Origin of the sequence: Bradyrhizobium sp. BEA-2-5, assembly GCF_032918025.1 — a bacterium.
Lineage (GTDB): Bacteria > Pseudomonadota > Alphaproteobacteria > Rhizobiales > Xanthobacteraceae > Bradyrhizobium > Bradyrhizobium pachyrhizi.
The window spans coordinates 7,176,570-7,199,703 of sequence record NZ_CP136629.1 but is presented as its reverse complement, the minus strand read 5'-3'; the positions used below and the strand labels follow the sequence as shown (position 1 = coordinate 7,199,703).

The 23,134-nt window shown below is 59.9% G+C and carries 18 protein-coding genes and 1 pseudogene; 18 read left to right on the top strand and 1 reads right to left on the bottom strand.

Translation table 11 applies throughout. From position 1 onward, the window contains the following. Positions 1–581: 581 nt before the first annotated feature. The 17 genes and pseudogenes from RX327_RS33535 to RX327_RS33455 form a co-directional block, all read left to right on the top strand. Positions 582–1,643 carry an IS110 family transposase gene (locus tag RX327_RS33535; RefSeq protein WP_317248444.1) on the top strand — a complete coding sequence of 354 codons (1,062 nt, stop codon included), beginning with the start codon at positions 582–584 and terminating at the stop codon, positions 1,641–1,643. Between the two features lie 546 nt (positions 1,644–2,189). After that, positions 2,190–3,953 (top strand): relaxase/mobilization nuclease domain-containing protein, encoded by a 1,764-nt coding sequence (locus RX327_RS33530; protein WP_317248443.1) that lies wholly within the window; start codon positions 2,190–2,192, stop codon positions 3,951–3,953. A 36-nt stretch (positions 3,954–3,989) separates the two neighbouring features. Then, a complete protein-coding gene (locus tag RX327_RS33525; protein ID WP_317248442.1) occupies positions 3,990–5,972 on the top strand; it encodes a conjugal transfer protein TraG in 1,983 nt (660 codons plus the stop codon). 6 nt (positions 5,973–5,978) lie between these two features. Continuing rightward, a complete protein-coding gene (locus RX327_RS33520) occupies positions 5,979–6,407 on the top strand; it encodes a CopG family transcriptional regulator (RefSeq protein WP_317248441.1) in 429 nt (142 codons plus the stop codon). A 131-nt stretch (positions 6,408–6,538) separates the two neighbouring features. Continuing rightward, complete coding sequence (locus RX327_RS33515; protein ID WP_317248440.1) at positions 6,539–7,873, top strand: MFS transporter; 1,335 nt, start codon at positions 6,539–6,541, stop codon at positions 7,871–7,873. Between the two features lie 226 nt (positions 7,874–8,099). Continuing rightward, positions 8,100–9,014, top strand: a complete 915-nt coding sequence (gene trbB, locus RX327_RS33510; RefSeq protein ID WP_317251385.1) for a P-type conjugative transfer ATPase TrbB — start codon at positions 8,100–8,102, stop codon at positions 9,012–9,014. Between the two features lies 1 nt (position 9,015). Further along, a complete protein-coding gene (locus tag RX327_RS33505; protein ID WP_074124994.1) occupies positions 9,016–9,342 on the top strand; it encodes a TrbC/VirB2 family protein in 327 nt (108 codons plus the stop codon). Next, positions 9,342–9,605, top strand: a complete 264-nt coding sequence (locus tag RX327_RS33500; RefSeq protein ID WP_317248439.1) for a VirB3 family type IV secretion system protein — start codon at positions 9,342–9,344, stop codon at positions 9,603–9,605. The genes RX327_RS33505 and RX327_RS33500 overlap by 1 nt, the downstream gene beginning before the upstream one ends. Before the next feature lie 10 nt (positions 9,606–9,615). Next, positions 9,616–12,057, top strand: coding sequence for a conjugal transfer protein TrbE (gene trbE / locus RX327_RS33495; protein WP_317248438.1), 2,442 nt, complete (start codon positions 9,616–9,618; stop codon positions 12,055–12,057). Next, positions 12,054–12,785, top strand: coding sequence for a P-type conjugative transfer protein TrbJ (gene trbJ / locus RX327_RS33490; protein ID WP_317248437.1), 732 nt, complete (start codon positions 12,054–12,056; stop codon positions 12,783–12,785). Before trbE ends, trbJ begins: the two co-directional genes overlap by 4 nt. Further along, positions 12,782–13,153, top strand: coding sequence for a putative entry exclusion protein TrbK-alt (gene trbK-alt, locus RX327_RS33485; protein WP_317248436.1), 372 nt, complete (start codon positions 12,782–12,784; stop codon positions 13,151–13,153). Before trbJ ends, trbK-alt begins: the two co-directional genes overlap by 4 nt. Beyond that, positions 13,150–14,301, top strand: a complete 1,152-nt coding sequence (gene trbL / locus RX327_RS33480; protein WP_317248435.1) for a P-type conjugative transfer protein TrbL — start codon at positions 13,150–13,152, stop codon at positions 14,299–14,301. Before trbK-alt ends, trbL begins: the two co-directional genes overlap by 4 nt. Before the next feature lie 182 nt (positions 14,302–14,483). After that, positions 14,484–15,167, top strand: a complete 684-nt coding sequence (gene trbF, locus RX327_RS33475; protein WP_317248434.1) for a conjugal transfer protein TrbF — start codon at positions 14,484–14,486, stop codon at positions 15,165–15,167. Continuing rightward, complete coding sequence (gene trbG / locus RX327_RS33470) at positions 15,164–16,198, top strand: P-type conjugative transfer protein TrbG (protein WP_317248433.1); 1,035 nt, start codon at positions 15,164–15,166, stop codon at positions 16,196–16,198. The genes trbF and trbG overlap by 4 nt, the downstream gene beginning before the upstream one ends. Further along, positions 16,195–17,406 (top strand): TrbI/VirB10 family protein, encoded by a 1,212-nt coding sequence (locus RX327_RS33465; RefSeq protein WP_317248432.1) that lies wholly within the window; start codon positions 16,195–16,197, stop codon positions 17,404–17,406. Before trbG ends, RX327_RS33465 begins: the two co-directional genes overlap by 4 nt. A gap of 4 nt (positions 17,407–17,410) precedes the next feature. After that, on the top strand, positions 17,411–17,650 hold the full coding sequence (locus tag RX327_RS33460; RefSeq protein ID WP_283088487.1) for a DUF2274 domain-containing protein: 240 nt from the start codon (positions 17,411–17,413) through the stop codon (positions 17,648–17,650). Between the two features lie 1,814 nt (positions 17,651–19,464). After that, positions 19,465–19,655: pseudogene (locus tag RX327_RS33455) on the top strand (IS5/IS1182 family transposase); the annotation flags it as partial. Positions 19,656–20,030: 375 nt separating this feature from the next. Here RX327_RS33455 and RX327_RS33450 read toward each other — a convergent pair. After that, positions 20,031–21,578, bottom strand: coding sequence for an acyl-CoA dehydrogenase family protein (locus tag RX327_RS33450; protein WP_317248431.1), 1,548 nt, complete (start codon positions 21,576–21,578; stop codon positions 20,031–20,033). A gap of 788 nt (positions 21,579–22,366) precedes the next feature. Here RX327_RS33450 and RX327_RS33445 point away from each other — a divergent pair. Continuing rightward, positions 22,367–23,032 (top strand): FkbM family methyltransferase, encoded by a 666-nt coding sequence (locus RX327_RS33445; protein WP_317248430.1) that lies wholly within the window; start codon positions 22,367–22,369, stop codon positions 23,030–23,032. The last annotated feature ends 102 nt before the right edge of the window (positions 23,033–23,134 follow it).

The following is a 23,134-nucleotide window of genomic DNA, read 5'->3' as shown; positions in this document are numbered from 1 at the left end:
ATTTGCGGGCAACGCCCCTGCAGCGCGAGCTCCTATTTCGTACGGGGAACAGGTTTGGAAGCTTTCGCGATCTCTGATTCGGCACATTCGATCGCGGCACTGAACTCTGCACTCTTCCACCTATCGACCGAATGGCCGTCATCGAACGGCTCGTTGGAAGCGTCCCGCGCTCGTGCGACCAACTCACGGAGCGCGGCAAGGGCTTGCGATAGCGGTTTGGCATCCGCTCCGTTTCGGGGAGATTGCGTCACCTCTCTAGCTCCATCACATCGCGATTACGGACCGTCAGGCAGTTTCGTTACACTAGATCACCGTCACTATTGTGCCGGGTCTGATCTTGTGTGCTTCGCAAACCTCTGCTCAGGCGGCGGCAGCGCCAGGCTCTGCGCATATTCAGTTCCACGGCAGCAGTTGCTCAATTCGGCTTACGGGATGCCGGAAAGGCGGAGAGCGATCACGAACGGTCGACGGCTCTTCAAATCGGGCTTCGAGATACCGGTGCGCGGTGATAGCGCGACCGTGGCCGAATCCGGAGCCAGGTGCAACAACTTGGAACGTTGTTGCCACAAGGGAGAGCTCCGATGAAACTTTACGTTGGACTGGACGTCGGTCTTGAGGAAACCAGCCTTTGCGTCGTCGATAACGAGGGCCTCGCCGTCCGCGAAGTGAAGCTCGGGACGGAGCCAGAGGCGATCCGCTCCGCTTTGGAGGGCTACGCGGATCACCTCGATAGGGTGGGAGTCGAGGCGTCATCGCTTGGCATCTGGTTATACCGCGAACTGCAGCCGGCCGGAGTTCCGATCGTTGTTGTCGAGGCGCGCCACATGCGTGTTTCGCTGTCGACGATGCGCAACAAGACCGATCGAAACGATGCGCGTGGCATCGCACAGATGATGCGTCTGGGCTGGTACCGGGCAGTCCATGTCAAGAACATCGACATGCAGAGGATGCGTTCGCTTGTGGCCAACAGGAAGCTCCTCAAGCGAAAGCTGATCGATATCGAAGATCACATTCGTGGCACGCTCAGGGCTTACGGCTTGCTCACGGGGGCCGTGGGTCGGGGAGGCTACGACGCACGCGTCCGGGCGCTGCTCGAGCACAGCGATCCGGTATTTTCCTTGATGATTGAGACCATGCTGGATGTGCGGCGGGCGATCTTCGACGGCTACGACAGATTGCATCACGTGCTCCTTCAAGTGGTCCAGCATGATACAGTGTGCCGCCGGTTGATGACGGTGCCTGGTGTCGGTCCCGTTGCGGCGCTGTCGTTTAAGGTCGGTGTCGATGATCCTCATCGCTTTGCGCGATCCCGCACGGTCGGCGCGCATTTTGGCCTGACGCCGAGACGCCAGTCCGGGACGTCGATCGATTTTGAAGGTCATATCAGCAAACAGGGCGATATCTCTGTGAGAGAAGCGCTCTGCGAGGCGGCTGCAAGCCTGCTGCTCCGGGTCAGGAAATGGTCGGCATTGCGAGCATGGGGCCTGCGGATCGCGAAACGGTCGAGCATGTTGTGCGCGATCGTCGCGGTCGCACGCAAGCTCGCGAGTATCCTGCACAGGATGTGGGTCAACGAGACCGACTTCCACGTCGGCTTCGGTGCCAAAGTCACGCAGCGATTGCGCCTGAAGCCTGCGCAGTAACTGCTGTGGGATCACGGAGGATGAGCGCTGGTGTTGCAACCGGCCTGCTGAGAAGGAGCATCAGTTAGAGATCCGCGCGCGCGGTGAGCGTCCCCTGGCGGGGCCGCGAAACGGGGAATGTCCGCTATTTCTTGCCTGCTACCGCCCTCCGGGGAGAGCGCCAGACTGCTTGGACAGCCTCCGTTGACGAACCTAATGAAGAGCATGCGACGGCCAAGTGCTGAACGCGAAGGAACGCATGGACCCCGCCTGGCGAATGCAAACCGCAGCCGCGGTTTTGGTGAGGCGTGTGCGTTGTTGCTGCAAGGAGTGCGTGATGACTGAAGTGCAGAAAGTCGCAGAAAAGCGTAGGCGTGGCTTGACTTTGCACGCCCGATTAGGACGGCGAGATAAAAGGGGCTCGCCGGTCGAACCGCAAGCCATTGACATGGCTTGGGTTCGGGCGTGCCGGTCGGTCGGGGCGCGTGCCGCGCCTTGGATTTTGACGAATGCAATCAAAGGGTTTTTCGGCACGGCATGCGCTCTTGATTGCTGGGAGGTCCGGTCGTGACCGCGGGCGACAGCGATCTGCGTGTTCGGCCCGGGCGCATCCGCAACACCCGCGCGCCGAAGCCCAAGAGCTTCATCAACCAGGTGCTGCGCGCCGCGAAAAAAGCCGGGCACACCTCGGGACAGGCCGCGGCTGGTAGGCGCTCTGCGGCCTACGGGCGCTCGACCTTTGGCCGCGGCAGACTCGGTTTCAGCCGCGCCAGATTGTTCAGCCCGACACGGCGCGTTGTGGTGAAGGCGCGCGTGGTTCGGCACAAAGGCCGAGCCTTCCGTTCGGCCCCCCTGACCGCCCACCTTTCATATCTGAAGCGCGACGGCGTGACTCGAAGCGGCGAGAGAGCCGAGATGTTCGATGCCCGCAGCGACCGTGCCGATAGCGCGGCCTTTGCAGAACGGTGCAAGGACGACCGGCATCATTTTAGGTTCATCGTCTCACCCGAGGGTGCCGGCGACATGACCGACCTGAAGGCCTTCACCCGCGATCTCGCGAAGCAGATGGAGACCGATCTCGGTACGCGGCTTGATTGGGTGGCCGTCGATCATTGGAATACCGACAACCCTCACGTTCATCTGCTCGTTCGGGGAGTAGATGAACAAGGGGCGGATCTCGTGATCTCCCGCGACTACATCAGCCAGGGCCTGCGCTCGCGCGCCGAGGAACTTGCTGCCATTGAACTAGGTCCGAAACCGGAACATGAAATCCGCATTTCGCTGGAGAGGGAAGTCACGGCAGAGCGATGGACGCGGCTCGATCAGGAGATCCGGCTGGCAGCCGACGAAACCGGCTATATCGATCTGCGTCCTGAGAATCCCGGCAGCTCCGATCCCGAGATCCGCCGCCTGATGGTCGGCCGCCTTCAGCATCTGGAGAAGACCGGCCTCGCTGCACCCGCGGCACCAGGTGAATGGATGGTCGGGCTCGAGGCCGAGCGTAGCCTGCGTGACCTCGGGATGCGCGGCGACATCATCAAGACCATGCACCGCGCCTTTAGTGAGCGCGGGGAAGCGCGTGGCGTTTCCGACTTCGTCATCGAAGGCGGACAGCCGACGTCAGGGATCGTCGGACGACTTGTCGATCGAGGATTGCATGACGAACTCACCGGCGAGGCTTTCGCCCTGATCGACGGAACGGATGGACGTGCACACTACGTCCGCTTCCGTGGAATCGAGGCCTTCGACTATGCACCACCGACCGGCGGAATCGTCGAGGTCCGACGCTTCGGTCAAACCGGCGATCCGCGGCCGACCGTGGTGCTCGCAACCCGTTCCGATCTCGATCTCGGTGGCCAGATCACCGCGAAAGGCGCGACCTGGCTCGACCACAGGCTGGTCGAACGCGATCCCATGCCGCTCGCCATGGGGGGCTTCGGCCGCGAGGCCCGCGACGCCATGGAAGCCCGTGGCAAGCATCTGATCGAGGCGGGCTTGGCGCGGCGCCAGGGCCAACGCATCATCTTGCAGCGCGACCTCCTGAACACGTTGCGCCGACGCGAACTGGACGACGTGGCTGCAAAAATGTCGGCCGACACCGGCGTGCCTCACGTGAAGGCGGCCTCCGGGGAGCATGTGGCAGGCGTCTATCGCCAACGCATCACGCTCGCCTCGGGTCGCTTCGCCATGGTCGATAACGGACTTGGCTTTCAGCTCGTGCCCTGGTCTCGCGAACTTGAAAAGAGGCTGGGCAAGGACGTCGCCGGCGTCATGAAGGACGGTGGCGGCATCGAATGGAGTTTTGGTCGGAAGCGCGACCTCGGCCTCTAGCTATCTCAGCATTTTAGTTGCGGAAAGGCGTTCGGGATGTCCGGAACAAAAATCCTCTGGGGACAGGTGATCGTTGTCGGCTCGATCGTCTTGCTGGCCATCTGGGGCGCGACCGAGTGGACAGCTTGGCGGCTCGCCTGGCAGCCCGAACTCGGGCGGCCCTGGTTCGAACTGGCGGGCTTCAAGATCTATTGTCCGCCGATCTTCTTCTGGTGGTGGTTCGTCTACGACGCCTATGCGCCTCAGGTCTTTATTGAGGGCGCCTTCATCGCGGCGTCGGGGACATTCATTTCGATCGCGGCGGCGATCGGCATGTCGGTCTGGCGGGCGCGCGAGGCCAAGAACGTTGAGACCTATGGCTCGGCGCGCTGGGCTGATGCAGAAGAGGTTCGAGCGGCCGGGCTGCTTGGTCCGGATGGCGTGGTGCTGGGCAAACTTGACAGGGACTACCTTCGCCATGATGGACCGGAACACGTACTGTGCTTTGCACCTACCCGCTCGGGCAAGGGTGTCGGTCTCGTCGTCCCCTCGCTGCTGGCCTGGCCGAGCTCGGCCATCGTTCACGACATCAAGGGCGAGAACTGGCAACTGACCGCCGGCTTTCGGTCGCAGCACGGCCGTGTGCTGCTGTTCGATCCGACCAACCCGAAATCCTCAGCGTACAATCCGCTGCTGGAGGTCCGGCGCGGGGAGTGGGAGGTTCGCGACGTCCAGAACGTCGCCGACGTCCTGGTCGACCCCGAAGGCTCCCTCGACAAGCGGAACCATTGGGAGAAGACCAGCCATTCGCTGCTGGTCGGAGCCATCCTCCACGTCCTCTATGCCGAGGCCGACAAGACCCTGGCCGGAGTCGCCGCCTTCCTGTCCGACCCGAAGCAGCCGATCGAGGCGACGTTGAAGGCGATGATGACTGCGCCGCATCTTGGGGAGCAGGGTGCTCATCCCGTGGTCGCCTCGACCGCCCGCGAACTCCTCAACAAGTCCGAGAACGAACGTTCAGGCGTGCTGTCCACCGCGATGTCGTTCCTCGGGCTGTACCGCGATCCCGTGGTGGCCCAAGTGACCCGCCCTTGCGATTGGCGAATCGCGGATTTGATTGCCGATGCCAGTCCCACGACGCTTTACCTCGTAGTGCCACCCTCCGATATCTCACGGACCAAACCATTGATCCGTCTGGTGCTGAACCAGATTGGCCGGCGCCTGACCGAAGATTTGCACGCCCGCGACCGCCGGCATCGTGTCCTGATGATGCTGGATGAGTTCCCGGCGCTTGGGCGGCTCGATTTCTTCGAGTCCGCCCTCGCTTTCATGGCGGGGTACGGCATCAAGAGTTTCTTGATTGCGCAATCGCTCAATCAGATCGAGAAGGCCTATGGGCCTAACAATGCGATCCTCGACAACTGCCACGTCCGGGTCAGCTTTGCGACCAATGACGAGCGGACCGCGAAGCGCGTGTCCGATGCGCTCGGTACGGCGACCGAAATGCGGGCTATGAAGAACTATGCCGGTCACAGATTGAACCCGTGGCTGGGGCACCTGATGGTCTCGCGTCAGGAGACGGCAAGGCCGCTCTTGACCCCGGGCGAAATCATGCAGCTTTCGCCGATGGACGAGATCGTCATGGTCGCGGGCACGCCGCCGATCCGGGCGAAAAAGGCCCGCTACTACGAGGATCGGCGATTCACCGAGCGGGTTCTGCCGCCGCCTGATCCGGCGACTGCCGGCCGGTCATTGCGAACGGACGGATGGTCAGCGCTCGGACCGCTGACGCCGGCGCCGCTTCCAGGGGACAGGGGGCAGGGAGAGGAAGACACAGCGAACAGCGGCCTCCGTCGTGAGCCCGAACTCCCCGATCACGTTGCGATCGCCAAGGAGACGACCGAACCGACGCCGGCAGAGGAATTTGCGGCCGTTCTTGACGATGACGAGGATGCGGTCCGCCAGTCCCGGCTCATACGCCAAATGCGTGGTGTCGCCCGTCAAGTCGCCCTGGATCCGAATGACGGTATGGAGCTCTGAATCGATATGCGCGACCGGATGAACGTCTATTTCCCGCCAGAGCTTCTGAAGCAGATCTCGGACCTCGCCGATCGCAAGAAGCTCTCTCGGTCGGCGATCGTGGAAGCGGCTGTTGCTTCGTTTTTGTCGCCTGACGGAGAGGACAGGCGGGAGGCCGCATTTGCCCGTCGCCTCGACCGGCTATCGCGTCAGATGCAGAGGCTGGAGCGTGACGTGGGTCTGACGGCCGAGACCCTTGCCTTGTTCATCCGTTTCTGGCTGACGATCACGCCGCCTTTGCCGAACGATGCGCAGGCGGCCGCGCAGGCAAAGGGCCGGGAGCGCTTTGAAGGGTTTGTCGAGGCGCTCGGACGCCGTTTGCAAAAAGGACAGAGCTTCCTGCGTGAGATTCCAGAAGAGATCGTCCGTCAGGAACCGGTCGGTGAAGCTGACTGAGGCCCTCGGCACGTTATCGCACCCGCCCCTCCTTTTTCTACGCCAGCCTACGACCGCAGCAATTTAGCCGAGCTGACAAAAAGCCGGACGCGCTATCGGCTCGCACGAGCTGAGAGCAAAAGGGGGCCAGCATGCAAATCTCAATAGCATGGCGTCGAACTGCGCGCGTTCTTCTCCCGTTTGCTACTGGATACTATCTTTCGTATCTCTTCCGAACGATCAACGCTCTGATCGTCGGCCATCTCAGCTCGGACACCGGGCTTGGGACTGCCGACCTCGGGTTGCTGACGTCAGTTCATTTCCTCATTTTCGCGGCGGCTCAGATCCCCATCGGCATATTGTTAGACCGCTTTGGTCCGCGTCGCGTCCAGAGTGCTCATCTTTTGCTGGCCGCGGTGGGAACCGGACTTTTTGCGGTATCGACCGGTTTCCTGTCACTTTTGATCGCGCGTGCAATGATCGGGCTTGGCGTGGCGGCATCGCTCGCAGCAGGGCTGAAGTCCATCGTTCTCTGGTTTCCCAAGGAACGAGTGGCCTTGCTGAACGGCTACATGATCATGCTGGGCTCGCTCGGAGCGGTGACCGCCACGGCCCCGGCCGAACACGTCCTCGGTTGGATCAGTTGGCGACAGCTCTTTGAAATCCTGGCGGCGGCAACCGCCGCGACCGCCATCCTCATCTATGTCGTGGTTCCTGAACGACCCATTGTCCCATCGACAGCGTCAATTCCCATCACCCTTAGCTCCGTTTTCGCTGATGGGCGTTTCTGGCGTATTGCACCGTTGTCGGCGACTTGCATTGGATCGGCCTGGTCTCTCCAGGGATTGTGGGCATCGCCGTGGCTGACAGACGTAGAGGGGCTCGATCGCACAAATCTCGTCAGAGAGCTCTTCATAATGTCGATCGGACTTTGCGGCGGTGCTTGGCTGTTCGGCACGACGGTCCATCACATCAAACGAAGAGAATTCGGGGCGGAGACGATATTAGCGATGGTTGCAGTGCTACTTATCGCAGCCGAGTTGGCCTTGATCCTGCGAGCGCCTCTGCCGTCCGTCCTGCCCTGGTCCGTTGTCGCAATTGTTGGAACGGCAACCGTGGTCAGCTTCGCGGTGATAGCGGATTACTTTCCGCTAGAATTTGTCGGCCGTGCCAACGGCGCCTTGAACGTTCTGCATTTCGGTTGGGCATTTCTTGCACAGTACGCGACGGGCCTTATCCTGGAGCAATGGTTCATGATCGATGGGCATAGGCCCATCATCGCCTATCAAGTCGCGTTCGGTCTCAACGTGGCAGTGCAGGTCGCGGCATTGCTTTGGTTCGCGCTTCCTTGGCTCCGATGCTCCACTTCGTGGATGAGTTCGTTTTCCTTGTTCGTGCCGGCTAACAGCTCCGACGTCGTCGAGTCGGTCGGTTTGTATGAGAGTTCCGTCGTACTAATTCCTTTGGATGACGATGGGGAGTGGTGAGCAGCGGCTCACGGCGAGCTATCCGATCACGCAGGTCTCAAGTTTCAGCTCGCAAACTTTCTTTTTCTACGCCGGTCTACGATCGCGCGAAGCGCTCGTTGCGCCAAGCCCACGGGTGTCTTTGTAATTGTCCCCATCTGAGGGCGCTCTGTGGGGCCCTCGTTCGGTGGGGGCAGCAGTGGCAATCCATTCCATTCAATCGGAAGCGAATTCGCGCAGCGCGCGAATGCTGCGCAGCGCACTTGGCGCGGCGATCGCCGGCTACCTGGATGATGACGCGATCGTCGAGGTCATGCTCAATCCCGATGGGCGGCTTTGGATTGACCGACTGTCGAGTGGCTTGATTGACACTGGCGAAACGTTGTCTGCGGCGGACGGCGAGCGCATTGTTCGCCTGGTGGCGCATCATGTTGGGGCCGAGGTGCATACCGGCGCGCCACGGGTTTCGGCCGAACTGCCTGGCACCGGGGAGCGCTTTGAAGGTCTCTTGCCTCCGGTCGTTGCTGCACCGGCTTTTGCTATCCGCAAGCCCGCTGTCGCCGTATTTACGCTCGACGATTATGTCGCCAAGCAGATCATGACTTCCGAGCAGGCCAAGATCCTCAAGAGCGCGGTCGCCGCACGCAAGAACATCCTCGTCGCCGGGGGGACATCGACGGGCAAGACAACGTTGACAAATGCGCTCTTGGCCGAGGTCGCGAAGACTTCCGATCGGGTCGTGCTGATCGAAGATACTCGAGAACTCCAGTGCAAAGCGCCAAATCTCGTAGCTTTGCGGACAAAAGATGGTGTCGCCACACTATCGGATCTCGTTCGGTCCTCGCTGCGACTACGTCCGGATCGTATTCCGATCGGCGAGGTGCGGGGGGCTGAAGCTCTCGATCTTCTCAAGGCGTGGGGCACCGGTCACCCCGGCGGGATCGGGACCATTCACGCGGGCAGTGCGCTCGGCGCTCTGCGGCGTCTTGAGCAGCTCATCCAGGAAGCCGTCATCACGGTTCCGCGCGCCCTGATCGCCGAGACCATCAACCTCGTCGCCGTACTTGCGGGGCGCGGCGCCGATCGTCGCCTCGCCGAACTCGCCCTCGTCACGGGCCTTGGTGCCGCCGGCGACTACAGCCTTTCACCAGCAGGAGACTGACATGCGTCAGCAATTTCGAGTTCTTCAAGATACGGCTTCACTTGCCGCGTTCGGCACGATTCTCTTGGCCACGGCACCCGCATGGGCGGCCGGCTCGAACATGCCCTGGGAGCAGCCGCTCAATCAGATCTTGCAATCGGTCGAAGGCCCCGTCGCCAAGATCATCGCCGTTATCATCATCGTCGTAACCGGGCTCACCCTCGCTTTCGGCGATTCATCCGGCGGGTTTCGCAGGCTGATCCAGATCGTGTTCGGTCTGTCGATCGCTTTCGCCGCCTCGAGCTTCTTCCTGTCGTTCTTCTCGTTCGGCGGCGGCGTGGTGATCTGATGGATGAACCTGTCGTCGGCTTCCTTGTGCCCGTTCACCGTGCTCTGACCGAACCAATCCTGATGGGCGGTGCGCCGCGGGCGGTCGCCATCGTCAACGGCACGTTGGCGGCCGCCCTTGGACTCGGACTGCGGCTCTGGATCGCAGGTCTTGTCCTCTGGTTCATCGGCCACATAGCCGCCGTCTGGGCCGCCAGGCGCGATCCCGCCTTTGTGGATGTCGTGCGGCGACATCTGCGCATTCCCGGTCATCTCAACCTCTGAGTTCTCGGTCATGATGAACCTTGCCGAATATCGCCATTCCAACGCGCGTCTCGCCGATTTCCTGCCTTGGGCAGCTCTGGTGGACGAAGGCATCATCCTGAACAAGGACGGCTCCTTCCAGCGGACAGCAAAGTTCCGTGGGCCTGACCTCGACAGCGCCGTGCCGGCTGAACTCGTCGCCGTCGCCGGCCGTTTGAACAATGCTTTGCGGCGGCTAGGCTCAGGCTGGGCGGTGTTCGTTGAGGCGCAGCGCCACTTTGCGGGTGCGTACCCGCCGAACACCTTTCCGGATGTCGCCTCAGCGCTGGTCGATGCCGAACGCAAAGCTCAGTTTGAAGAGGCGGGCGCCCACTATGAGTCCAGCTATTTCCTGACCTTCCTCTATCTACCGCCCGAGGAGGGGGCCGCGAGAGCAGAAAGATTGCTCTATGAGGGCGGCGATCGCGCCGTTGGAGCCGACGCGCGCGAGCTGCTTCGTGGATTTGTCGATCAGACCAATCGCGTGCTGCAACTCGTTGAAGGATTCATGCCCGAATGTGCATGGCTCGATGATCAGGACACGTTGACCTACCTGCACTCAACGATTTCGACCAAGCGTCATCGCGTTCGAGTGCCGGAAATCCCCATGTACATCGATGCGCTGTTGGCCGATCAGCCGCTGACCGGCGGTCTCGAGCCGATGTTGGGCTCGGCCAATCTGCGCGTTCTCACCGTCGTCGGCTTTCCAGGCGCGACCACGCCTGGAATTCTGGATGACCTCAATCGCCTGCCATTCTCGTACCGGTGGTCGACGCGCGCGATCATGCTCGACAAGACCGATGCCACCAAGCTTTTGACCAAGATCCGCCGCCAATGGTTCGCCAAGCGGAAGTCGATCGGGGCCATTCTCAAGGAGGTCATGACCAATGAGGCCTCGACGCTCCTCGATACCGATGCACACAACAAGGCGCTAGACGCCGACGCTGCGCTACAGGAACTGGGTTCGGACCAGATCGGACAGGCCTTTGTCACGGCGACGATCACTGTCTGGGACGCCGATCCCAACGCTGCCGATGAAAAGCTGCGCCTAGTCGAGAAGGTCATTCAGGGCCGCGATTTCACCTGCATGATCGAGACGGTGAACGCCGTCGAAGCCTGGCTCGGCAGCCTGCCCGGCCATGTCTACGCCAATGTGCGGCAGCCGCCGGTGTCGACCCTCAACCTCGCCCATCTGATTCCGATGTCGGCTGTATGGGCGGGCGAGACGAGGGATTTGCACTTCAAGGGGGCGCCCCTCCTGTTCGGTAAGACCGAGGGATCGACCCCGTTCCGATTCTCCCTTCACGTTGGCGACGTCGGGCATACTCTTGTTGTGGGACCGACCGGCGCCGGCAAATCGGTTCTGCTCGCGTTGATGGCCCTTCAGTTCCGCCGCTATCCCGGCTCGCAGGTCTTCGCGTTCGATTTTGGCGGCTCGATCCGGGCGGCCGCGCTCGCCATGGGCGGCGACTGGCATGATCTCGGTGGTGCCTTGTCTGACGGAGGCGATCAGCCCGTCGCGTTGCAGCCGCTGGCCTGGATCGACGATCCTTCGGAGCGCGGATGGGCTACCGAATGGGTCGGCGCTATCCTGGCACGGGAAAAGGTCGAGATCACCCCGGAGGTCAAGGATCATCTGTGGTCGGCGCTCACTTCCCTCGCATCGGCGCCGAGGGAGGAGCGCACGCTCACGGGCCTCTCAGTCTTGCTGCAATCCAATTCCCTGAAAAGGGCCCTACAACCTTATTGCCTGGGCGGTCCGTCCGGACGGCTGCTCGATGCCGAATTCGAGCGCGTTGGGGAGTCCTCCGTCCAGGCGTTCGAGACCGAAGGCTTAATCGGAACGAGCGCGGCGCCGGCCGTGCTGGCTTACTTGTTCCATCGTATCGGGGACCGCCTCGACGGCCGGCCGACCCTCCTGATTGTCGATGAAGGCTGGCTTGCACTCGACGACGAGGATTTTGCGGGCCAACTCCGCGAATGGCTAAAGACGCTTCGCAAGAAGAATGCGTCCGTCATCTTCGCCACCCAATCGCTTTCCGACATCGACGGCTCGGCGATTGCGTCGGCGATCATCGAGAGCTGCCCAACACGCTTGTTGCTGCCGAACGAGCGGGCGATCGAGCCGCAGATCACCGCAATCTACCGCCGCTTCGGACTCAATGACCGCCAGATCGAGCTTCTGGCGAGGGCAACGCCCAAGCGTGACTACTACTGCCAGTCCCGCCGCGGCAACCGGATGTTCGAACTTGGACTCGGCGAAGTTGCGCTCGCATTCACAGCGGCCTCATCCAAGACAGATCAGACGGTCATCGCACAGCTCCTCTCCGAACATGGACCTGACGGCTTCGTGCCGGCCTGGTTGCAGCATCGCGGCGTCGCTTGGGCCGTAGACTTGATCCCCAATCTTGCAAATCTGGAGAAATCGCTATGAGGCGTCTTGGCCTATTGGCAGCCGCTGGCACCATTGCGCTGGTGCTTGGCGTCGCGGTGCCCGCACGGGCGCTCATCGTCTTCGATCCCAACAACTACGTCCAGAACGTGCTGACCGCCGCGCGTGAGCTGCAGCAGATCAGCAATCAGATCACCTCGTTGCAGAACGAAGCGCAGATGCTGATCAATCAGGCTAGGAATCTGGCAAGCCTGCCGTATTCTTCGTTGCAGCAACTGCAATCCTCGATCCAGCGGACGCAGCAGTTGCTGAGCCAAGCCCAGCGGATCGCCTACGACGTTCAGCAGATCGATCGCGCGTTCTCGACAAGCTACGCGCCGGTTACCGGAAGCCAGTCCAGCCAATTGCTGATCACAAACGCTCGATCGCGGTGGCAAAATACTTACGCAGCAACGCAAGACGCGCTCCGGGTCCAGGCTGGCATCGTTGGCAACCTCGATACCAATCGTATCCAAACCTCCGCGCTCGTCAGCTCAAGCCAAGGCGCCAGCGGTGCCTTGCAGGCAACGCAGGCCGGCAATCAAATTCTCGCGCTGAGCGCGCAGCAGCTCGCCGACCTCACCGCAGTCATAACCGCACAAAGTCGAGCGCAGAGTCTTGAAGCGGCGCAACGCGCCGCGGCCCAAGACCAGGGCCGAGAGCAGCTCCGACGGTTCTTGACGCCGGGCCAGGGCTATCAATCCCAAGACGTGCGGATGTTCCATCAATGACTGACGTAAACGCATTCAAGGCCTTGTCGCTGCTTACGACAATCGGCGTATTGGTCGTCGCTGCCTGCACAATTCAGCTTCGCGGTGGCAACGGTTCTCCGCCGCTGCCGGAGAAAGCGCAGACGACAGGTGCAACCAATTCCGACCTGGTACGCTGCCGCGGTGTCACCTCGGAGGAAACGGCGGGTTATCGGCATTGTAAGCAGGTTTGGGACGAGAACCGGCGTCGTTTCTTTGGCAGGAGGGATGACGCCGCAGTTGCTGGCCAGGATGATTCCGCCGCGAATTTAGTGCCCGCCCCAAAGGATCAGAGCCGCTTCGTGCATGGATATCCGCCCCTGGCAACACCTGAGGCGAGCAAGTCATGACTGGTACCGGGATTATCGACCAGTTCCTGGAAACGTTTACCCGCTACATCGACAACGGCTTCGGGCTTTTGGGTGGCGAGGTCGGGTATCTCGCGACGACCCTGGCTGCCATCGACATTACGCTTGCCGCGTTGTTCTGGAGTTGGGGCACGGACGAGGACATCATCGCGCGCCTCGTCAAGAAGACGCTCTTCGTCGGGGTCTTTGCCTACCTGATCGGGAATTGGAACAGCCTCGCACGGATCGTCTTCGAGAGCTTTGCCGGTCTTGGGCTGAAAGCCTCCGGCTCCAGCTTATCTGCGTCGGATTTCCTGCGACCAGGGAAGATCGCTCAGGTCGGACTCGACGCCGGTCGGCCGATGCTTGATTCGATCTCGAACCTGATGGGCTACATCAGCTTCTTCGAGAATTTCGTGCAGATCGTCGTTCTCCTGTTCGCGTGGGTCGTGGTGCTGCTCGCCTTCTTCATTTTGGCGATCCAGCTCTTCGTCACATTGATCGAGTTCAAGCTGACAACGCTGGCCGGCTTTGTGCTCATTCCCTTTGGCTTGTTTGGCAAGACGGCCTTCGCGGCGGAGCGGGTCTTGGGCAATGTCATGTCATCTGGAATCAAGGTGTTGGTTCTGGCCGTCATCGTCGGCATTGGCTCAACCTTGTTCTCACAGTTCACCTCGGGTTTTGGCGGCGCGCAGCCAACGATTGAAGACGCGATGACGCTGGTGCTCGCGGCCCTGTCCTTGCTGGGTCTCGGTATCTTCGGTCCGGGAATTGCGAACGGCCTGGTCTCCGGCGGGCCGCAGCTCGGCGCCGGCGCCGCGGCCAGTACGGGACTTGCCGCTGGAGGTGTTGTTGCCGTCGGTGCAGGCCTCGCCGCCGGCGGTGCTAGTCTCGCTGGCGGCGCGATTGCAGGCGCCGCGCGCGGTGGCGGTGCCGTCTTGAGTGGAGCATCCGCGGCGTATCGGAGCGGCGGCCTTGCTGGCGTCGCGGAGGCGGGCGGCTTCGGCAGCCATGAGCCCGTTGCGCCGTGCAGCGGCTACGCTCGGCGGCGGTGGGCAAGCGGGCGAGCAAGCCGCAAGCACTTCGGCAGAAGGGAAAGCGCAGCCCGATTGGGCGCGGCGCATGAAAAGTGCCCATACCATTCGGCATAGTGCGTCGACAGCCGGCCGCGCGGTCCGCTCTGGCGACCACGCTGGCAGCGGCTCCTCCGTGGACTTGTCCGAAGGAGAGCGCTGACACGCGGTAAGCGCCTTACCACACACCGCGGGCCGATGCCTCAATCCGGACACCGCACGACCCGAAACCAATCACTCGATCTCAGGGGCAACTATCCATGTTCAGACGACCTTCCGTTCACTACGGGCGCATGCCCGAGCCGGTCACGCCCTACCAAAAAGCAGCGCAGGTCTGGGACGAACGCATTGGATCGGCCCGCGTGCAGGCGAGGAACTGGCGCTTGATGGCGTTCGGCTGTTTGATGCTGTCCGCCGGCCTTGCCGGGGGCCTAGTCTGGCATTCCAGCCGAGGATCGATCACGCCTTGGGTGGTTGAAGTCGATCATCTTGGTCAGGCCCAGAGGGTTGCGCCCGCCAACATTGACTATCAGCCGACCGACGCGCAGATCGCCTACCACCTCGCGCGCTTTATCGAGGATGTCAGAGGCCTGCCCTTGGACGGTATTGTTCTGCGCCAGAACTGGCTTCGGGCCTACGATTTTACGACCGATCGTGGGGCGGCAGCACTCAATGACTATGCGCGCAACAATGACCCCTTTGCCAAGTTGGGCAAGGTGCAGATCTCCGTGGACGTCTCAAGCGTCATTCGCGCGTCGTCTGAAAGCTTTCGGATCGCATGGATCCAACGAACCTACGACAACGGCTCGTTGAGTTCGACCGAGCGCTGGACTGCAATTCTCACGATCGTGATCGAGACGCCGCGCGACGCCGAGCGCCTGCGCAAGAATCCGCTCGGCATCTACGTCCACGCCATTAACTGGTCAAAGGAGTTGAGTCAGTGACCAAGACGCCGTCCACCGCTCATTCGAAGCGTCCTATCCTGCTCAGCAGGCCCAATTCGCCTTGGTCCGAGTTCGTGACCTCGAATCGAGCAATTCTGTCCACTCTCCTGCTTTGTTCATCGGCGCTCGGCGGGTGTGCAACCTACATTCCGCCGGAGATCAGCTATGACGCGGAAGTCCCTCCGTTGCCCGCGTCTCCAGCGCCTCTCGATGAGACATCGCGACCGCTTCACGTTCCACCGCTCTGGAAACCCGTTCTCGGCGGCAAGTCGGGGGTCAAGGAAGACGTTGAACCCGTGAGCCGGGTTGAGACCGCGAACAGCGCGGCCCGCATCGAACCGCGCAAGCGGGGGTATTTCAATGCAGCGCAAATCTACGCTTACAGTCCCGGGGCACTTTATCAGATTTACGCCGCACCGGGACAGATCACGGATATTGCGCTGGAAGAGGGAGAGCAACTGACGGGATCTGGACCGATCGCGGCCGGAGATACCGTGCGCTGGGTCGTGGGAGATACCGAGAGCGGCAGCGGGGATACGCGTCGCGTCCACATTCTGGTGAAGCCAACCCGGGCCTCGATCGAGACCAATCTTGTCCTCAATACCGACCGGCGCACCTACCTGATCGAGCTCCGCTCCCGCGAGCGGCCGTACATGCCGTCTGTTGCCTGGTACTATCCGGAAACGGTCCGCGAACGGTCGCGCTCAGTCGCCCTCAGACCCGTCATTCCGGATCAGGCGCACCGCATCGCCCGTTACGCGATCGAGGGCGACAGCCCGCCGTGGCGGCCGCTCGCGGCCTATGATGACGGCCGGAAAGTTTATGTCGAATTCCCGCAAGGGATCGTCCAGGGCGAGATGCCGCCGCTGTTTGTCATCGGTCCCGACGGCAAGACCGAACTCGTCAACTATCGCGCCCACGGCAATGTGCTGATCGTGGACCGGCTGTTTGCAGCCGCAGAACTGCGGCTAGGCAGTGAGCACCAGCAGAAGGTCAGAATTGTCAGGACTGACGGGAGGCCGTCGTCATGAACACCTCAAATGGAAACGAACACGAACGAGCCATTCCGCCGCAGACACAAGACCGGCAATCCAGCAGCTTTCGGTTGAGGGCAGAGCGTCCGCGTGTGACGCGGTTGTCCCGGAAAGTCCTGGCGGGAGGGAGTGCTGTTGCATTGCTCGTTATCGGCGGAGCCGTTTTGTGGTCACTGCAGAATAATCGTCCGCGAAACCAAGCGGCCGATGAGTCCTACAGCACCGACCATCACAACGTTGCCGATGGCATTACCACGCTGCCGAAGGACTACACCGGCGTTCCACATCAACCGATACCGCAGCTTGGTCCGCCCCTTCCTGGGGACCTCGGTCGACCGATCCTCGCGGCTCAGGGGCAGTCGCCGACGATCGGCGGTGATCCGGACCAACAGCGCCGGGACCAGGAGACCGAAGCAGCCCGTATCAGCCATTTATTTGCTTCGAGCAGCGGGAGAGAAATGCGGCCGACCTCAGCTACCGCTGCGGCAAGCGACCGCGTCCTGCCACCGAGCTCAACCAGCACCAGCGGCGACGGATCTGCGCAGAGCGGTCAAGATACGAAACTCGCTTTCGTGAACGCATCCGTAGATCGTCGCACAGTGAGTCCTGACCGCATCACTAAGCCAGCTTCGCCATATCTGTTGCAGGCCGGCACTGTGATTCCCGGTGCACTGATCACGGGAATCAGATCGGACCTTCCAGGTCAGGTCACGGCGCAGGTGACAGAGAATCTCTACGATACTCCTACCGGACGGTTCTTGCTTGTGCCCCAGGGGGCCCGCTTGATCGGCATCTATGACAGCCAGGTCACCTTCGGCCAGTCCCGCGTGCTGCTGGTTTGGACCCGTCTGATCATGCCCAACGGTCGCTCGATCGTACTAGAGCGACAGCCTGGTGCGGACAACGCAGGTTATGCAGGTCTAGAAGACCAAGTCGACAATCATTGGGGCGAGTTGTTTAAGGCAGCCGCCCTATCGACCTTTCTTGCTGTCGGAACAGAGCTTGGCTCCGGCTCCGACACGAACAGCAACGACAGCGCAATTATTCAGGCGTTGCGGCACGGTGCAGGGGATTCGTTGAACCAAACTGGCCAGCAAGTCGTGCGGCGCAGTCTCAACATCCAGCCGACATTGACCATCCGTCCAGGTTTTCCGGTTCGGGTGATTGTCAACCGCGATCTTCAGCTCGAACCATACAAAGGATGATGCCGTGCCAAAGCTTAGAATCTCGGAAATTCCCAGTGACAGGCCTGTCAGAGTAACTGTCGAATTGCCCGCTGCGGTTCATCGCGATCTTCTCGCGTACGCGGAAGCGCTAGCGCGTGAGACCGCTCAGGCGATTGATCCACTTAAACTGATTGCGCCGATGCTCGGGCGCTTTATGGCCACTGATCGTGGTTTCACGAAACTAAGACGTTTATCTCAGGCACGCGATACGAGCGTTGGATAGCGTTCGGTTTGCAAGCCAATAAGTCGAGCATCGTCTTCGTTCTCTGCTCCCCAGCAAGCGAACCAGTGATTCGATTGGAGCCTGTCTCATCCGCAGCTCGCGGTAGACAAGTCCGGTGAAACTCGCTCGGTGTCTAAACCAAGCCGATCTCGAATCCTTGCTGTCGAGCCCTTTGATGGTGTCGCAGCTGATGTCATGCCGTTAGAGCGGCCGACGATCTCCTGGAAGCGAAGGTTTCCACGTCAAGAGATACTCAAGCGACGATTTGCCGACGATTCAGGTGCCCTTGATGACCCTCTCGGTGCATATCGCGCGAATTCGGTATTCGGATCGGCGAAGGCACTGGCGCGTGCGGGAGAGATCGTATCGCATTGGAGATCGGGAGATAAAGATGGCCGGAGTAGGCGGCGCCATGATCGCGGCCAATGAGGATGTTGCCGAGGCCGAGAAGACAGCGCGCCGATCGTCCCTGTCCGAACTTGAAAAGCATGCAGTCTCCACCCCACACGCATCGCAATGTATCGCTCAGGGGAGCTAGAACGCTGGGCGTCCGATTGCGAGAGCGGCAGGCGCGATGTCGTTCTCGCCCGAACCCGCCGAGAGCGCGACAAGTTTGCATATTTCCTCCACCTCGTCGTGTTTCCTACAAGCTTATCTGCCAAGCGCGGGTCTTGCGATGATCTGATGACCCATCAAGGACATTTATGGGGCCATCAGTCGAGCGAGAGAGAATTCGAACGAGGGTTCGTCGACTGCCATGGACCTATAGACAATCAAGCGAAGCCCTCTGGACGGGACCCCGGTTTCGCGCCGCGGGCGAAGGCCATTGGTATCGATACCGACAATTTTGTTCGACTCCGCCATCGCCGCACACCGCATTCCGTTACTCTGGCTCCTGCAAACAATTAGCTCCGCATTCTTGCGTGAGTCTCAATTGGTCCACGAAACCTTCAGAGAAGAAGTGTAGGAAGGCTGGCCATGACCAATGTTGAGGGATCAAGGGATGTATTTCGTTGAGTTCGCTTCGGTTACGGCAGCGGACGTTTTGCTGTCTTGTGAATTGTCGCAAGAGATGATCGAGAGGGCCGTTTTCTGCGGTCTGTCTGTTTCGTACGCCGCTCGGAGCCCGAGGCCTCCGCAGAGAGGGCAGCGGTAGCGCTTAGCTCTTCGAGGGGGAACGCCTCCCTCAAATCGAAAAAGCCATCAAACGAAAGCTTTGTTACGAATAGCGTTGAAGCCAGGACGTGTATGCTATTAAACCCTAACGCGAAAATTGTTTGCATGGTCACGTGCATATATTGGCTCGGCGTTCACCCAACCAGATTCTATCCAGCCAGCACAAGCAGATGATAGAGTTGTGAGATTGAGGGGCACTCAAATGGTCGACTCCGAATTGGCTGCCATGTTGCGTGCGGTCCTGGATGAGGTTTGTGAAGGTGTATCCCGTCACGAAATCGGCATCCGAACCCACGTCGCGTGTAAACTCCTCGAAGCAGCCACGCGTGGAGAGACATCGGTCGATGTCCTCAGGAAAATCGGCCAAGCGGCGTTGACCGGAGCGCCCACGATGTGGCGGTAACAAGTGGTTCTGATCGACGCCGCTTTCCAAGAAGTTTGTACAATGGCGTGTGGGCAACAAGGTGCATTTGTACATTCTGTGCAGAACGTTCGCCTTAAATCAGATCTCAATTCGGCCAGCTGGGCGCTTTCCTCGCCGACATGAGAGGGGCCGTGAGGCAGTGTGGATCTTAAGGAGCCTTTTTGGGCGCAAATTAGATTCAAGACGCTTCTTTTTTGGAGCGGCCTCGGGTGTGATGGATCGTTTGGTGTTGAGCGACGCGGCTCGGAAGCGAATGGCGCCGCTGATCATAGGCCGGCCGGATCAGAAAGGATCGACCGGGCGAGACAACCGAATGTTTTTGATCGCGCGTACCGTTCTCCCTGACCCGATCTTCCTGAGGCCTTCGGAGACTGGAATACTGTATTTCGGCGCTTGAGCCAATGGTGCAACCGGTCGTTTGGTAGCGGATAGAGACGCTCGCAGAAAGAACCATGACCCGGCAGTGGTCACGTTTGTCGATCGGGGCTCTAACCGTGCCAGCGATTGAGGGGTGGACGACTAGATCGTCGTTGGCGGCCTCATTTTCACCAGGGCAATCACTCCATCGACAAACGCTCTTGATCATATGGAAGTTGCCGCTGATCACACGTACTTCCTTGCCGCTCATATCCATCGAAAAATAGGACTTGATCCGCCGTCCTTGATCGTCGTTCAGCCTGAACGGGTGCATTGTATCGCCGTTGTCCGAAGCTCATCGCAGAGGAAGCAGCAAGCGATCAGCCGACAATGATCTTTCTGCGGTATCGACCGAGCAAGATGTTAGACATACTGCACCAATTTGAGGTAATCATCTGTGAGAACAGGTGAACCGATGGAAGAAGCTGCATCTTGGAGAAAGGCATTCAGAGTCCGGCTGGCGCGAATGCAACCCTCGAAAGATTGCCGTGTCGGCGCACGAGTGCGGAGAGTTGCTAACTCGGAACGGACTAGGTCAGCTGCTGCTGCGGCACAATCTGAAGGGAAGAAGCCATCAGCAGACATAATAGCTTGTGCCAGTCCTAGCGTGGTGAGCCAACCCGCATAGATTAGCACGGCGCCGTCTGTCTCGTTCAGTCCGGAAAGTTCCTCCATAATAGCAGCATGGACTTGCGCCGCACCAAGAGACAGAAAAAGATCGGCTATCTCGTCACGTGTGGCTCTAGAGAGAAGGCAACGGCCGAGATGCGACAGAAGCGCCTCGGTCGGGCCTTCGAAGATGCGTAGAATGCGAGCGTCTCGATAGATTTTAGCGACGGGTGTTCCCTCATCGTAACCACGGCCACCTAACAGTTGGACGCACTGATCTGCGACGAGGCCGCACCATTCCGAGGACAAAACCTTCGTTGCCGAAGCAAGGTGGACGTTGGGCGCACCCTGCGCTGAGACAATTCGGCAGGATGCACCCAGCATTGCCTTCACTACTTCCCGCCGGAGTACCATCCGCTCCAATAGTTGCGCGATATAGCTGTTCTCAATCATGCGCAGCTTACCTAGTCGGCGATGGCGTGCATATGAGGCTGCGACCTGGAGGGCGCGCTCAAGGGCTCCAAGGCCCATGGCAGCCACACCGATACGTCCGCGGTTCATACTAGATGTTGCTGCCCCCCAGCCATCTTGATCGCGAGAGAGCACGTAAGCGCTCGGCACCTCGACATCCTGAAACTCCAGTGTATTTTGAATGATGCCGCGTAGACCGAGTGTGCGATGCTCGTGTGTAACCTTTAGGCCCGGAGCCTGTCTATCAACTAGTACGGCAACGAGCCGGCCTTTCGCATCGGGACCAGAGGCTCGCGCAAAGCAAACGATCCAGCGAGCCCAATCGGCGAGACCTATCCAAATTTTGCGGCCAGAGATGCGAACTCTATCTTCGTGCATGAAAGCCGAAGCCTCGATATGCCGCGGGGCAGAACCAGCTTGAGGCTCCGTCAACGCGAACGCGCAAAGGTCGCCGCGTGTTGCACGGGACATGACGTGCCTCTGTTCAGGGATGTGCGGCGCCGCTTCGATGCAGGGCAAGGCCAGAAAGTTATGAATGACGAGTGTAGAGGCAGCCGAGATGTCGAAGGATGCAGTAGCGGAGATGAGGTCGATGGCCTCTTGCAAGGAAAGAGCTATTCCGCCGTGCTCTGCTGGCGTAGTGATCCCGAACAGTCCATGCCTTGCGAATATGGTGTGTAGTGTCGGAGGGAATGCTCGACGGTCATCCGCGTCTGCGAAATTCAATTGACTCAGATCATCGATTAAACTGGAATATAGGTTAGGTGCGCGACGACCGTCAGGTGTGCGTTCCCTTGCTTCCCCGAATAGGCGGTGAACTTGAGTGGACATAGCCTCGCTCGAACTATCTAGATAGTATAACGCCATATGATTGCGCTCGCGATCGTGCCAGTCATCCTCGGGGATAACTCGATTACACACCGGTATAGCGGGATGCGCGCGTAGCGTAAGGTGCGCGTCCGAGGATGGCCGCACAACGGCTCCGCGCGCATAAGGGAGGAACTATGGTCGCTGAGACGTTCAGGCGGCTGCGACGGACTTCTTATCGGAGGTTTTTTCAACCGAGCGCAGGCGTTTTCCATTCCTGGGAAGGCAACTCTGCAGGTGTAGCGCAGGCAGATCGGCGATGGGCGGCGGGGGGCTGGCTTGCGGGTCAGCGTCGTTCAAATGTGCGGTGGTGAGACGCGTCAGCAATAGCAGTGCGCTCCGCCCCGCGCCGAGGCAAGAGTCCGGTTGTGTCTTCCAACAGCGATGCCGCGCATGTTCGTTCCGTAGGGTTTCTCGTTAATGGTCAGGCAGAGTCTGCCGTCCTCAAGGAAGTGGGCGAAGTCGGCCCAGTGCTTGACATCTAGTCGATCAGCTCTCTGAACCTCAGAGGATCGCGAGAGCACTTCGCGTCGAATCCTGTATCATCCGTGCAGCTTCTTCCATCTGCAAACCTTAGTATAGGTTTTTCAACCCGTTCTATATCGCCTGCTTACCTCTGTAGAATTGAGCCACCCGTCTGGTTTTTGTATTGTCGGATTCGAAGCCGGATCTCCGAAGGCAGTCAGTGATCGGCAAAAGCCCAAGCTAACTCGATTTTGTTGCGAGCCATTGAGGCATGAGGACAGAGTTAAATGGATACACGTGAGCCCGGGTCCGCGCTGGAGGTCCATCAGCGTATTGTTTCGTTCCTTCAGAAGCCAGATCCTGTGATCTTGGACATAGGCAGCTACGACGGAACTGACTCGTTACGTTTTCTTCAGCTTTGTCCAGAAGCTCATATCTACTGCTTCGAGCCGGATCCCCGTGCGATCGCTCGCTTCAAGAAAAACATTGGTTTCAATCTCGAGAAGATTCGTCTATTCGAGGTCGCGATTAGCGACAAGAATGGTAGCGTCGACTTCCATCCAAGCAACGGAGATAGAGAAGCAAAGGATTGGGCTCTTTCTGGATCGATACGGCGACCCAAGAATCATCTTACCGAGTATGATTGGGTACGGTTCGATAGCCCGATTTTGGTTGAAACGCGACGCCTGGATGACTGGTGCGCCGAGGCCAAGCTGAACAAAATTGATTTGATCTGGATGGATGTGCAAGGAGCGGAGGCTGATGTCTTCGCTGGCGGCAGGCAGATCTTAAACAATACGCGCTTCATCTACACCGAATACAGCGACAAGGAGCTTTACGAAGGTCAGCTGACCCTTCAGGCCATGCTCAAGCTTCTACCTTCATTCGAAATGGTCGCTCAATATCCTCGCGAAGTAGAGGGTGATGTGTTGCTCAGGAACAAGAGCCTTTAGAGCAACCGAGTCCGCTTCCCTCACGCTACAGGCCTTAGCCGCAGTCCCCGCATTGATGATAGGGCGGTGACTTGCCGAATTTGCGTCTGTCTATTGAATGCG

Excerpts from the sequence above, each read along its gene's own strand:
- trbJ (WP_317248437.1), top strand. The coding sequence starts at position 12,054 with ATGAGGCGTCTTGGCCTATTGGCAGCCGCTGGCACCATTGCGCTGGTG.
- RX327_RS33525 (WP_317248442.1), top strand. The coding sequence starts at position 3,990 with ATGTCCGGAACAAAAATCCTCTGGGGACAGGTGATCGTTGTCGGCTCG.
- trbL (WP_317248435.1), top strand. The coding sequence starts at position 13,150 with ATGACTGGTACCGGGATTATCGACCAGTTCCTGGAAACGTTTACCCGC.
- RX327_RS33520 (WP_317248441.1), top strand. The coding sequence starts at position 5,979 with ATGCGCGACCGGATGAACGTCTATTTCCCGCCAGAGCTTCTGAAGCAG.
- trbE (WP_317248438.1), top strand. The coding sequence starts at position 9,616 with ATGATGAACCTTGCCGAATATCGCCATTCCAACGCGCGTCTCGCCGAT.
- RX327_RS33515 (WP_317248440.1), top strand. The coding sequence starts at position 6,539 with ATGCAAATCTCAATAGCATGGCGTCGAACTGCGCGCGTTCTTCTCCCG.
- RX327_RS33535 (WP_317248444.1), top strand. The coding sequence starts at position 582 with ATGAAACTTTACGTTGGACTGGACGTCGGTCTTGAGGAAACCAGCCTT.
- RX327_RS33445 (WP_317248430.1), top strand. The coding sequence starts at position 22,367 with ATGGATACACGTGAGCCCGGGTCCGCGCTGGAGGTCCATCAGCGTATT.
- trbF (WP_317248434.1), top strand. The coding sequence starts at position 14,484 with ATGTTCAGACGACCTTCCGTTCACTACGGGCGCATGCCCGAGCCGGTC.
- RX327_RS33465 (WP_317248432.1), top strand. The coding sequence starts at position 16,195 with ATGAACACCTCAAATGGAAACGAACACGAACGAGCCATTCCGCCGCAG.
- RX327_RS33505 (WP_074124994.1), top strand. The coding sequence starts at position 9,016 with ATGCGTCAGCAATTTCGAGTTCTTCAAGATACGGCTTCACTTGCCGCG.
- trbB (WP_317251385.1), top strand. The coding sequence starts at position 8,100 with ATGCTGCGCAGCGCACTTGGCGCGGCGATCGCCGGCTACCTGGATGAT.
- trbK-alt (WP_317248436.1), top strand. The coding sequence starts at position 12,782 with ATGACTGACGTAAACGCATTCAAGGCCTTGTCGCTGCTTACGACAATC.
- RX327_RS33500 (WP_317248439.1), top strand. The coding sequence starts at position 9,342 with ATGGATGAACCTGTCGTCGGCTTCCTTGTGCCCGTTCACCGTGCTCTG.
- RX327_RS33450 (WP_317248431.1), bottom strand. The coding sequence starts at position 21,578 with ATGTCCACTCAAGTTCACCGCCTATTCGGGGAAGCAAGGGAACGCACA.